10 protein-coding genes are annotated in these 13,030 nt (G+C 40.9%); 8 read left to right on the top strand and 2 right to left on the bottom strand.

Annotation, left to right across the window (positions count from 1 at the left end; genetic code table 11):
* Nucleotides 1–70: 70 nt before the first annotated feature.
* The 3 genes from QQK05_RS02480 to QQK05_RS02490 are packed head-to-tail and all read left to right on the top strand — an operon-like array spanning nucleotide 71 to nucleotide 4,488.
* Nucleotides 71–1,567, top strand: a complete 1,497-nt coding sequence (locus QQK05_RS02480) for a tryptophan halogenase family protein (protein ID WP_284295796.1) — start codon at nucleotides 71–73, stop codon at nucleotides 1,565–1,567.
* A gap of 12 nt (nucleotides 1,568–1,579) precedes the next feature.
* The gene (locus tag QQK05_RS02485) at nucleotides 1,580–3,073 is read left to right on the top strand and encodes a tryptophan halogenase family protein (protein WP_284295797.1); all 1,494 of its coding nucleotides are present in this window, start codon (nucleotides 1,580–1,582) and stop codon (nucleotides 3,071–3,073) included.
* 11 nt (nucleotides 3,074–3,084) lie between these two features.
* A complete protein-coding gene (locus tag QQK05_RS02490; protein WP_284295798.1) occupies nucleotides 3,085–4,488 on the top strand; it encodes an MFS transporter in 1,404 nt (467 codons plus the stop codon).
* A gap of 40 nt (nucleotides 4,489–4,528) precedes the next feature.
* On the opposite strand, the gene QQK05_RS02495 is transcribed toward QQK05_RS02490, so the two are convergent.
* The gene (locus tag QQK05_RS02495; protein WP_284295799.1) at nucleotides 4,529–5,287 is read right to left on the bottom strand and encodes a hypothetical protein; all 759 of its coding nucleotides are present in this window, start codon (nucleotides 5,285–5,287) and stop codon (nucleotides 4,529–4,531) included.
* A 147-nt stretch (nucleotides 5,288–5,434) separates the two neighbouring features.
* On the opposite strand from QQK05_RS02495, the gene QQK05_RS02500 reads away from it, so the two are divergent.
* The 5 genes from QQK05_RS02500 (at nucleotide 5,435) to QQK05_RS02520 (ending at nucleotide 11,604) form a co-directional block, all read left to right on the top strand.
* The gene (locus QQK05_RS02500; RefSeq protein ID WP_284295800.1) at nucleotides 5,435–5,809 is read left to right on the top strand and encodes a YacL family protein; all 375 of its coding nucleotides are present in this window, start codon (nucleotides 5,435–5,437) and stop codon (nucleotides 5,807–5,809) included.
* A gap of 82 nt (nucleotides 5,810–5,891) precedes the next feature.
* Nucleotides 5,892–7,193, top strand: coding sequence for an efflux RND transporter periplasmic adaptor subunit (locus QQK05_RS02505; protein WP_284295801.1), 1,302 nt, complete (start codon nucleotides 5,892–5,894; stop codon nucleotides 7,191–7,193).
* A complete protein-coding gene (locus tag QQK05_RS02510) occupies nucleotides 7,186–10,332 on the top strand; it encodes an efflux RND transporter permease subunit (protein WP_284295802.1) in 3,147 nt (1,048 codons plus the stop codon). The genes QQK05_RS02505 and QQK05_RS02510 overlap by 8 nt, the downstream gene beginning before the upstream one ends.
* Nucleotides 10,333–10,398: 66 nt before the next feature.
* Nucleotides 10,399–11,277 carry an ATP-grasp domain-containing protein gene (locus tag QQK05_RS02515; protein ID WP_284295803.1) on the top strand — a complete coding sequence of 293 codons (879 nt, stop codon included), beginning with the start codon at nucleotides 10,399–10,401 and terminating at the stop codon, nucleotides 11,275–11,277.
* Nucleotides 11,278–11,307: 30 nt separating this feature from the next.
* Nucleotides 11,308–11,604 carry a hypothetical protein gene (locus tag QQK05_RS02520; RefSeq protein WP_284295804.1) on the top strand — a complete coding sequence of 99 codons (297 nt, stop codon included), beginning with the start codon at nucleotides 11,308–11,310 and terminating at the stop codon, nucleotides 11,602–11,604.
* Nucleotides 11,605–11,606: 2 nt separating this feature from the next.
* On the opposite strand, the gene QQK05_RS02525 is transcribed toward QQK05_RS02520, so the two are convergent.
* On the bottom strand, nucleotides 11,607–13,025 hold the full coding sequence (locus QQK05_RS02525; RefSeq protein ID WP_284295805.1) for an ATP-binding protein: 1,419 nt from the start codon (nucleotides 13,023–13,025) through the stop codon (nucleotides 11,607–11,609).
* Between the last annotated feature and the right edge of the window lie 5 nt (nucleotides 13,026–13,030).

Raw genomic sequence — 13,030 nt, forward strand, 5'->3', positions numbered from 1 at the left:
TTAATCAACAACCCGTAATTTAGTGACAAGCAAATTACACGTCATAAGTTCCAATTATTAGATATTTGTTATGAATAATGCAGTAAAAAAAGTCGTGGTATTAGGTGGCGGTACGTCAGGTTGGATGTCTGCAGCATTTTTGAAGAAAATGTTCACTGAACAAGTCGATGTTGAATTGGTTGAGTCTGATGCAATCGGCACGATTGGCGTTGGTGAGGCAACTATTCCACCTATACGTTTATTTAACAACGTGCTCGGTATTAACGAAGCTGAGTTCATTAAAGAAACGAAAGCAACAATTAAACTCGCTATTAAATTTGAAAATTGGAAAAACGTTGGCGAAAGTTATTTTCACACGTTTGGCAGTGCAGGAAAAAGCAATCCATTTTGCCACTTTCATCATTACTACTATCGCGCGAAACAATTAGGCTTAGATAAAAGTATTTGGGACTACGATTTAAATTATTTATGTGCAGAGCAAGGTAAGTTTGCGCAAATTCAAGCCAAAGATCCCATTTTGGATATGCCATTTGCTTACCATTTTGATGCTGGTCTTTATGCCAAATTTTTACGTAAATTTAGTGAAAATATGGGCGTAAAGAGAACTGAGGGCATGGTTGAGCAGATTGTTCAAAACAATGACTCAGGTTTTATTGAAAAATTAATCTTACAATCAGGCCAAGTCATTGAAGGTGATTTGTTTATTGATTGCTCGGGTTTCAAGGGAATGTTAATTCAGAAAACCTTAGCGACTGGTTTTGAAGATTGGAGCCATTGGTTGCATTCTGATTCTGCCATTGCAGTGCCATCTGAAAGGCTTGAACATACGTTACCTTATACACGTTCGATTGCGCATTCTGGTGGTTGGCAATGGCGAATTCCGCTACAACATCGAAATGGTAACGGGATTGTATTTAGTCACCGCCATTACACACCTGAACAGGCTGAAAATGTGTTGATGTCTAATTTAGATAGCAAACCATTAGCTGATCCTAAGCTTATTCGCTTTACAACGGGACGTCGTCGAAAGCAATGGAATAAAAACGTCATTGCTGTTGGGCTATCGAGTGGCTTCTTAGAGCCGTTAGAATCAACGAGTATTCACCTTATTCAAAGCGCAGTTGTTCGCCTTGCCCATTTGTTTCCACATAATGGTATCAATGAGCATGATATCGCTGAATATAACAAGCAATCAGAAATTGAATACCAGCAAATTCGTGATTTTATCATTCTTCATTATGTGGTTAATGAACGCACGGATAGTTTGTACTGGAAAGAAATGCGTGAAATGGAAATTCCTGATTCACTTCGCCATAAAATTGAATTATTTAAATCAACAGGTCGAATTTTTAGAGAGCAAAATGATCTCTTCTTAGAGAGCTCTTGGCTTCAGGTGATGGCTGGACAAGGACTCGAACCAAAAGATTACAATGCGTTAGCTGATCAGCTGTCAGAGCATCAACTGATGGATATGCTGAACCGTATCGAGCAAATAAAACGTGAACCAGTTAGCCAGTTGCCTTCGCATGACGAGTTTTTACAAAGCATTATGCAGCGGGCTAATTAGTTTGGGCAAGGCATGAATAAACCTGTTTCAATAGCAATTGTTGGTGGTGGAACTGCAGGCTGGATGGCTGCAAATCTATTTGCTCAGAAATGGGCTGATAAAAATGTATCGATCAGTTTAATAGAGTCTCCTGATATAGGTATCATTGGTGTCGGTGAAGGCTCTACACCAACCTTGAAAAGGTTTTTCGACATTATTGATGTTGCTGAGCGAGATTGGATGCCAGCTTGCAATGCAACTTACAAAGTAAATATACGGTTTAAAGACTGGAGTCCTCAGTCAGGCATAGAAAGCTATTCGCACCCATTTACATCGCAAGTTGATACATTCACCTCTCGTTCATTTCACGTTAATACTAGAACGCGCCGACTAGGGCTAGATACTCATGTCGTACCGGAAGATTTTTTCATCAATGGTGTGTTAGCCCAGCAGGGAAAGGGCCCTGTCACGCCAGAAAACTTTCCTTTTAAAATGGAATATGGCTATCACTTTGATTCAGGGCTATTAGGCCAATTTCTTGCTAAAAATGCGAGTGATAAAGGCGTACGCCATATCCAAGCTAATGTGACAGATGTTACTCGTCACCCGAATGGTGATATTGCAAGTGTGATAACCAAAGAAAGCGGTAAAATATCGGCAGATTTTTTTGTTGATTGTACTGGCTTTAAGGCACTGCTTATTGGAAAAACGTTAGGCGTAGCCTTCAAACCCTATAAAGATAATCTGTTTAATGATAGTGCTGTGGTCATGCCGACGAGTATCGATGATGTGATCCCTGTTGAAACACTATCGACTGCCTTGAGCGCTGGTTGGGCATGGAAAATTCCATTAACGAATCGTTATGGCAATGGTTACGTCTACAGTAGTGACTTTATTTCTTCTGACCAAGCGGAAACTGAATTTCGTACGCATTTAAATACGTTAAATGACGATACTCCATGTCATCACTTGAAGATGAACGTCGGTTGTTTGGAAAAACAGTGGTCTCATAACTGCATTAGTATTGGTTTATCTCAGGGGTTTATCGAACCTCTAGAGGCAACTGCGCTTCATCTTGTTCAATTGAGCTTAGAAATGTTTATCGAACAGTTTGAAAGCGGAGATTTCACCAATAAGAACCAACAAATCTACAACGATTTTACTGGTGAGCGTTTCGAACGCGTCCGAGATTATATTGTTGCCCATTATAAAATGAATACGCGAACTGATAGCGAATATTGGCGAGTAAATCGTGAGAATACCAATCTGTCTCAGTCGTTAATTCAAATATTAAATGCTTGGTTTAATCGAGAGGACTTAACTGAAGAGATCGTTCGTCAGAACCTGCAAAGTCATTTTGATACCAGCTCTTGGCACTGTTTACTAGCAGGTTATGGCGCATTTCCTCCGTTAGCCTCAAATCAGCCAGATCAAGGCGACCTATATAAGAACAATGATATTGCACAATTCTTAAAAGGCTGTGCACTTAATTTTCAATCACATGCTTCACATCTGCAGTTAAAATAAGTGAGATATTCATGTTAGCAATGCAAAAAAATTTAACTAATCGCTTTTATATGCTGTTGTCACTTCCGGCGACGGCGATGGGGTTTGCCTTATCGGTGCAAATTTCGGCACTTAGTTGGATCTTAACAACTCAATACGGTCTTGATATTCATGAAGTGGGTTTGGTTTGGGCCGCAGGTCCAATTGCCGGCATCTTAGGTCAAGTCATTGTAGGTATTGTTAGCGATAAAGTGTGGTTTTGGAATGGGCGCCGTCGACCGTTTATTTTAGTCGGAGGTGTTATTGCCGGGCTCATGTTACTAGCCTTGCCAAATATTGATATCGTTTCTTCTAGTTTGGGCTTTTCTGGCATTTTAGGGGTCGCAATCGCGATAGCGCTTGCCCTGGATTTATCAATCAATGTTAGTTTTAACCCAACCCGTTCAATTATCGCAGATGTCACACCTGAAGGAGAGGAACGTACTAAAGGTTATACCTGGATGCAAACAGTATCTGGCACGTTTGGTGTTATGGCCTATGCAATAGGTGCGACTTGGGGTAATTATGCGCTAATCTATTTTGGTGCTGTATTAGTGTTAGTGTTATCACTAATCCCTCCATTTTTTATCGAAGAGCCTCGCCAATTAACTGAACAAGGAGAGGTACAAGAAGATTACGGCCTTATTGATGTCATCAAAAACATCAAGCCGCTGTGGGGTATTTTAATTTATGATATTTACGCGTTGGGTTTGCAGATATCAGGCATTAAAGTTGACCATTATTATGCCGAGGCAGTTGCTGGCTTAATTACCCTTGTGTTAGTGATTCAAACGATCAGTGCTAAAGAGCAAGCTGACTTGCCAACGAATCAAACCGGTTTTGCTAAGGTGCTTGCTGCACATTCATTTAGCTGGATTGGTGTACAAACCATGTTTGTTTTCATTATTGCGTTTCTGCAAGACAAAATGCCTTCAGTTGGTGATGATGACTTAGGAAAAATCATCGCAACGAGTTTCCTGATACTTAGTATTACAGCCGCTTTTTTGCCTGCACTTGTGCTTGAGCCCGTTGCAAAGAAAATAGGTCGAGTGAAGACGCATACCATTTGTATCGCAACAATGGCGGTTTCATATGGTTTAGTGGCTTACATAGGGCATGAAAAAGTTAACTTATATATCTTGATGGCTATTTTAGGCATTGGTTGGTCTTCGATTATCAGCTTGCCATTTGCGATTATGTCGGAAAAGGTCAACCAAGCTCAAATGGGACTATACATGGGGTTATTTAACTTATCTGTTGTATTGCCACAACTATTGGTTAGTTTAGGTGTCGGCTTATTTATTTCGAAAATCGCAGATAAAAGTGTGGTATTCCAAGTAAGTGCTGTTGCTTTAGCTATTTCAGCCTTGGTGTGGACAAAAGTTAAAGAAAAATAAACTGTTAACATCTATTCGTTGGAGGCGCTTAATTGCGCCTTTATTTTTTCTTACCAAGACGCTTTAGCACTTTGTCCATATGTTGTTTAAAGTTTTTCTCGTCTTTTGTTAGGCCGCAACCAAAACTCGAAACTGGCTTATGGTCTAGCCCTAGGTATGATAGATCCTCTACTAACAAACAGTTACCATCATCCCCTTTGATAATATCAAAGCTACCGACATTGGATGTGGCTTGCTTTAATTTTTCATCTTCGCTTTGTGGCACTGTAGAGTGTGGCACTGGGATGTGTTTGCCCGCCATTACATCGCCTTGACGATAACGTTGATATTCAGCAAATTCCTCTTGCATTGTTTGCGTTTGAATTTGCTTTTGTAAGTCAAACAGTTGTGCCCTTACTGAAGTGTTTTTTTTCGGTGTTACCAGCTGTTTCGGTGCTGGTTCTCGTTTAGGTTGAGTCGAATCACTTGCATTGGGGGATTGCTTAACCGCTTTAGGCTGCATATCAGGTTCCTCAACTGCTTGAGGAATGGTTGACTTATCATCGAGTTGAGGCGGTGATTCTTGTGGTTTTGGTTTAATCTCTTCCTGAGTATCTTCCTGTAATTTAGTTTCTTCAGGCTTAGGCGTATCTTTGGGGGCTGTCGGTATGTAGAGATAACTTTTGATAGGTTTTACGTCTTGAGTTTCTTGCAATGGTAAATCAAACGATTGCATGCTCAGTATTGCTAATAAGCCAATATGAATAGCTGCGGTAAATAAAATAGCCTTATGGTGCTGTTTTATCGACGATATTAGCAATTTTCCTTCCTTGAAGTTTTATCTCATGACGATATCAATAGACTTGAGAAGACAACAAAAGTTCACTGCGCTAACTCGTTGATTTAGAAAAGCCAAGGATCATTTGCTACACTAACTTATTAGTACCATTAACCACAAAAGACCATCATGGAATATCAGTTTTCACATGATACAACGTCCGGTAACTTGCGGGCGCGATTCAACACAGAGCATCAAGTTTTCGGCCACTGGCTTGAAACTGAAGTCGGCAAAAATCATTCTCAAGTCGCTAAAATTTTAAAAATGCTGGATGGCTTATCAAATGCACATCAACAAGATTTGAAGTTAGTTGGCCACCAGTACACATTAATTCTCTCTGAACATGACGCATTAATTGCGTTAAACGCCAGTTTAGAAGGGGAAGCAATGGCGGAAAACTTAGCAGAGCAAGCGTTAGATTTTGACGAAACAGAAACCGCAATGTGCGGTATTGATGATTTTCATGATTTAATAGCGGCATGGGCAAACTTTCTTACAAATTAAATCGTAACTAGTGCTTCAAAGTAAGTTAAAGTACGCTTAGAAAAAAATAACTCTAAATATTGTTTTAATTAGGTATTTTCCTATGACACCTCCTGCAAATCCATCGACGGAAACAACAACTCCACAAAAACAGCGAAAGATGGTGCAATTGCGCTTTGTGCTTTGGCCCATCGCAATCATCGTTATTGCTATTGTATTACTTGGCATCATGGGGGCATTAGCTCCTAAACCTGAGAAAAAGCCATTTACAGTGAAAGCACCGCTTGTTGAGGCACAAGACTTTTCATCGAGTGACGTTCAGTTCATTATCGAAAGTCAAGGTAGCGTTTTACCTCGTACAGAAACCATGATTGTGTCTGAGGTTAGTGGTCAAGTCGTTAGCGTTTCAGATAAATTTAAAGTGGGTGGCTTTTTTGAAAAAGGCGAGGAACTATTATCGATAAACGATATTGATTATCAAGTCGCATTATTACAAGCCAAGGCACGGTTACATGTTGCAGAAGCATCATTAATGGAAGAAGAAGCTCGTGTTGAACAAGCAAAAGATGAATGGGGACTGACAGGAAAATCAGTAGCGCAAGCACCAGCTTTAGCACTAAGAAAACCTCAACTACAAAAAGCGAAAGCGGACTTAGAGGCAGCAAAAGCTGAAGTTCAGGCTGCGCAAATTAGGCTAGATAGAACCAAAATCGTTGCTCCATATGATGCGATGCTTAAAGCAAAACACTTGGATATTGGTCAATTTGTTGGTGTTGGTGGCCAAATAGCGACAACCTTTGCCGTTGATTATGCTGAAATACGTCTACCGGTGAAATTCCAAGATATCGACTTTTTGTCGTTACCTAAGATTAATAATACTGATGCATTAAAAGGCTCTACGGTTGACTTGCATTTAAACGTGTTGGGTCAAGAGCAAACGTGGCAAGCGCAGTTGGCGCGCTATGAAGGTGTTGTTGATATGAATTCGCGTGTTCACTATGTCGTTGCGCAAATAAACGACCCTTACAACTTGTTTGGTGAAGGCGAAGTGAATGAATTGCGAGTTGGTACTTTTGTAAACGGCGATATCCATGGCAAAACGGTTACTGATGTTACCTCAATTCCTCGCGCTGCTGTACGTGGCGCCAATAATGTTCACATTGTGACGAATAAAAACACGTTAGATATTCGTAAGGTGAATATTCTTCGTGGCGATGCTGATTACATATACACCCGTGATCAATTTGGTCGTGGCGAGCGTTTAATTCTAACGAAGTTAGAGTTGCCAGTTAATGGCATGAAATTGCGTGTTGCCAATGATCAAAGCCCAACAGGGGTAGAGCAAGATACTACGGTACAAGACGCTGACAATGAAATTTCATTAGACGGTGAAGCAAATGACTAATCCCGGAGAAAAACGCACCACAGGTATCATTGCCTGGTTTACATACAACAGTGTAGCGGCAAATTTATTGATGGTGCTCATCATCGTTGCTGGTTTTATGTCTTATCAATCTATTGATAAGAAGATGTTTCCAGAGTTTAGCCCGAATACGATTCAAGTTGTTGTACCGCACTTAGGTGCTGCACCTGAAGAAGTTGAATTAGGTGTCGTGTTAAAAGTCGAAGAAGCCCTCGAAGATATTGAAGGCATCAAGAAGATTACTGCGACAGCTAATGAGGGGGTAGGCGTTGTCATCATCGAGCTTCAGTCGGGTTATTCGCTCGAAGAAAAGCTTGATGAAGTTCAAATGCAAGTTGATGGCATAACGACATTTCCTGAGCAAGCAGAACGACCTGTAATCTCAAAACAAGAATTTAAAGGTCAGGTCATGTGGTTGTCGCTTCGCGGTAACATGGATCGTCGCACACGCCAGACAATGGCGCAAAACATTCGCGATGAGATAATGGCGCTACCGAGTGTAAATACAGCGGAAGTTGTTGGTTCTCGTGAGTATGAGATCAGTATTGAAGTGTCTGAAGAGAAGCTGCTTCAATATGGTCTAACGTTTGAGCAAATTGGTCAGGCGGTAAGAGCATCATCAATTGATTTACCTGGTGGCCGAATTAAAGCGGCAAGTGGTGATATTTCTGTTCGTGCACAAGGTCAAGCATACACTGGCCAAGAGTATGCAAATTTGGTTTTACGCACTAACCCAGATGGCACACATTTATTGCTTGGCGATGTTGCCAATGTTGTTGACGGTTTTGTCGAAACTGAAGATTTTGCAACGTTCGATGGTGAGCAAACATCAAGTATTATGGTTCAGTCAACGAGCGATCAGAATGACCTGCTTATTGCCAAAGAAGTCAGAGCATATGTTGATAAAAAATCAAAAAGCTTACCGGAAGGCGTAAAACTAACGGTTTGGGGAGACTCTTCATTCTACTTAAATGCTCGACTCGATATGATGTTGAGCAATTTGGCTCTAGGCGCACTATTGGTTTTTTGTGTCTTGACCTTGTTCTTGCGAATAAAAGTCGCCTTTTGGGTAATGCTTGGTATTCCAATTAGTTTCTTTGGTGCGTTTGCATTAATGCCACTAGGCGGTGAATGGGCTGTATCTGTTAATTTAATAAGTTTATTCGCCTTTATCATGGTACTCGGGATAGTTGTTGATGACGCCATCGTCATTGGCGAAAGTATTTATTCCGAAATAGGGGTTAAAGGACACTCTACAGAAAACGTTATTCAAGGTACTCTTCGTGTTGCAATGCCTGCAACATTTGGTGTTTTAACAACGATCGCTGCATTTGCACCGTTATTATTTATTGATGCCACCTTTGCGGCTTTCTTTAGAGCCATAGCGCTTGTCGTTACTTATTGTTTAATCTTCTCGCTAATCGAATCAAAGTGGATTTTACCTGCTCACTTGGCACATATGAAATATGTTCCACTAACAGAGCAAAATGCGAATTGGTTTGAACGCAAGCAATTGGCGTTTAAGCATGGTTTAGATAAGTTTATTCACAATAAATACCTACCAACGCTGCAAAAAGCATTGCGTGCTCGTTACACCACAATGGCAATGTTCTTTGCGATGTTACTCGTTTCTATTGGCCTAATTGTTAGTTCTTTAGTGAAAGTTGAAGTTTTTCCGAACGTTCCTAGCGACTTTATTCAGGCAAATCTTGAAATGGTTGATGGTTCATCGGTAAATGAGCGAAATAAGGCAGCTGAGAAAGTATTATTAGCCGCTGAAAAAATCGCGCAAAACTATAAGAGTACGGAAGGCGAAAGTATTATTAAACACACGATGGTATTTACCGGCGGTAATACAAATGCAACCTTCTTACTTGAACTCGTCAAACCTGAATTTCGCGACTTAACATCATACGATGTTGAGAAAATATGGCGTGAAGAGGTTGGTGAAATTCCAGGTGTCCGAGAATTGCGCTTATTTGCAGGCACAAACACAGGTGGCGGTGCTGCGTTAGAATTTCAACTATCCGGTCGTAATGATGCTGATTTAGAAGCTGCGTCTACTCAGATCCAGGATAAGTTAACTGAATATGATGGCGTATATGATATCCGCAGTTCATTCAGTCGTGGTGTCCAGGAAATTAAGCTAGACATTAAACCAGAAGCCGAGGTTCTTGGGCTGAAACTCAGTGATTTAGCAAGCCAGGTACGTCAAGCATTTTACGGTTTGGAAGCACAGCGCATTCAACGTGGTCGCGATGAACTTAAGGTGATGGTTCGTTATCCGGAAGAAGATCGCTTATCGATTTCAGATTTAGAAAACATGTGGATCCGTACGCCAAGTGGCGAGAAAGTGCCTTTCTACCAAGTCGCCGATATTTCGATTGGTCAAAGCTACTCAACGATTACACGTATTAATCAAAAGCGTACGATTACCGTATCGGCAGATATTGATAGCGATAAAGTTGAATCACGTGTAGTACTGCGTGAAATGAATGAAGAAATCATTCCTGAAATTTTAGCTAATTACACGACGGTAGAGTACGGTATGGAAGGCGCAAGTAAGGAGCAAGCTGACTTCCTTGGTCAATTGGGTATTGCACTAATTGGCGCGTTGTTCTTAATATATGGATTGATCGCAATCCCTACCAAGTCCTATATCCAACCTATTGTTATCATGTCCGTGATACCGTTTGGTATTATCGGTGCGATTTGGGGACATTTGTTGTTAGGAAAAACGATTAACATGATGTCGATGTACGGCTTTATTGCGTTGACAGGTGTTGTTGTTAATGACTCGCTAATTATGGTTGATTTTATTAACCGGGCCAAAGCACAAGGAATGAAGTTGGTCGACGCCGTTTGCCAAGCAGGTACGCAACGCTTTAGAGCAATATTGCTGACATCACTGACGACCTTCTTTGGGGTGTTGCCGTTGTATTTTGAAACCAGCTTACAAGCGCAATTTATCATCCCAATGGCAATCGCGTTAGGCTTTGGTATTATCTTTGCGACAGTTATCACGTTATTCTTGATTCCTTCGTTATATTTGATAAAAGAAGATATTCATAATCTGTTAAGACGAACGAGACCAGCCCCACAAGAGGCGACAGAGTCGTAATCGTTGTTAAATTGTATATATGAGCCAGGGTTAAATACTCTGGCTCATCTTTTTAAGGAGTAGTAAATGAAACAATGCGCCATTCTTTCTATGGACAACCTTGATGATTTTGAAGCATACGACGAGTTACTTATTGAGCCTTTGGCTAAGTATGGTTGGCAAACCGAGTTTGTTTCTTGGCGCGCGACAAACGTTGATTGGAATCAATTTGATGTAGTTGTGATCAGAACGCCTTGGGATTATCAAGATGATGCGCCGGCGTTTTTGAACGTCTTAGCTGACATTGAGAGATCAACGGCAGTGTTAGAAAACTCGCTTGATATAGTGCAGTGGAACATTGACAAACAATATTTGAAGTCGTTAGAAGACAAAGGTGTGATGATCGTACCAAGTCTGTGGCGTGAGCAATTAAATAAAGAAGAAATTTCAACTTTTTATCAACATTTCAACACCCACCAAATTGTCATGAAACCGAGAATCAGTGCTAATGCCGATAACACATTTTGGTTAACTGAAGCGCAAGCACAAGCGCGCGCAGATGACCTTGTAGATGTCTTTAAAGATAAACCATTTATCATTCAGCCATTTGTTGAAAGTGTTATTACTGAAGGCGAGTTTTCTCTGTTTTATTTTGATGGTCAATATAGCCACGCTATCTTGAAGACGCCTAAGCAGGATGACTTTCGTGTTCAAGAAGAACATGGTGGTCGATTAACGACAATTACGCCAGAATCAAGCTTAGTTGAAGCCGCTGAAAAAGCGCTACAGGCTATTGATGAAATGCCCTTATATGCTAGAGTGGATTTCGTTCGAATGGGAGATAACTTTGCCTTAATGGAAGCTGAGTTAATTGAACCTTCCTTATACTTTAATATGGATGACCAGTCGGCACAGCGGTTTGCCGATGCGTTTGTCGCTCGGATGGCAAGACTCTACAATAAATAAAATTGACCCGAGACATTCAAGGAGGAATAGATGGGCTGGCTGTATTGGCTAACAACACTGATTGTCGCATTAATGATATTGGCGGTATTAAGGTACTTATCCTTAAGAAAATATGCCCACGTGGTGATGGCGACGTTGCTTGCATTACTATCACCTTATGCGATTGATATATATTACTGCCAAGTGTTAACACTTGGCTGTAGTCCTGATGCACTAGATGGCCTTGGCTTTATCTTGAGGGCAATAGGCGTTCTTGCAACTTTTGCTGTGATTGACTTTGGAATATCTAAAATATCGTCACAACGCTTAATAAATCCCTCCGCGTAAAACTACTTAGATAGTGGAAGCTTTACGGTCACTTTTAGGCCGTGAGGCTTGATATTCTCAGCGACAATTTCACCTTGATGCAACTTGATGGATGAACGGGTAATGGCTAGTCCTAAGCCAACACCACCAGATTGTCTATTTCGAGAGGCTGATGCGCGATAAAATGGTGTAAAGATTTTATCTATTTCATCCTCACCTACTCCTGTTCCGTCATCTTCAACCGTAAACTCTATGGCTTGTTGATTCTGTTGCAAGTTCACGTTAATCGAGGTTTCAGCATATTTGACGGCATTACGTATTAGGTTTTCAAAGGCGCGGCTAAGTAATTGTCCGTCACCCTCAAACTTGACACTTGGTGTGAGCTGAAACGCTATGGATTTATCTTGTGCGTTAGCCTCGAAGCGAGCATCTTGAATAATTTGATTTACTAAGCTTGTCAAATTGAGTGGCTCAATATTATGACTTTGTTGATTTGCTTCTAATCGAGATAAGGCAAGTACTTGCGTGATCATCTCTTCGATTTCGTCAGCTTCTTTTTCGATGCGAGCAAGTGATGAAGATTGGGCTTCGTTAAGTGCTTGGTCATTTGACTGCTGTGCTATACCGATAGCAATTTGTAATCGAGCCAACGGCGAACGCAATTCGTGAGAAATATCGGCAAGAAGTCGTTTTTGACCTTCTACAAGGCGTTCTACTTGTTCTGCCATAAAATTAATATCCTGGCTGAGCTTGCCGATTTCATCATGACGATTTTCTGCATGCAGGACCCTGGCAGATAGATCGCCTGATGCCATTTGTTGTACGGTTTGTTGTAATGCTTTAAGCGGCTTGTTTAATGTCCACGCCATCACCAAGCACAGCAGGGCGCTAATCGTTAAGATAATTGAAATAAACCAGCCAGGGTGGCTTTCCCTGAAGTTATGCAATGCTCCGCCTTTTCTATGTTCACCGACATAAATATAAATAGGTCGACCACTGTTTGTCGTTTTTACTGGGCCTGCGAAGGTAAATCGACTCACGTTAAATGATAATGCATGATCATAAGCTAGCATTTCATTAAAACGACGTTTACTCCGAAATTTAGGGCCCGGGAGATCGGTATACCATTTTTCCCGTTCAACATCGTAAATCACAATACCGAAATTAAATTGGCGGTTAAGGTGAAACGCGAGCTTTTTCAGATCACGTGGTTTGCGTTTGCGTGTATTAAGCGATTCGACACGGTCTTTGACTTTATTTAATGCTTTTTGCTGGTGTTCAGTAATCGGGCGAATCTGCTCGTCAGCATTGAACTGACGAGATAGCCATACTGAACTGATAATTAATACGATAGTGGCTAACCAAAACCACAAAAATAACTTCCCAAACAAGCTATGCTTTGGATTGAGCTTTTTTAATGATGGCTTAATTGATGTTTTCATGAAGC

Origin of the sequence: Thalassotalea loyana (genome assembly GCF_030161435.1) — a bacterium.
GTDB classification, from domain to species: Bacteria; Pseudomonadota; Gammaproteobacteria; order Enterobacterales; family Alteromonadaceae; genus Thalassotalea_G; species Thalassotalea_G loyana.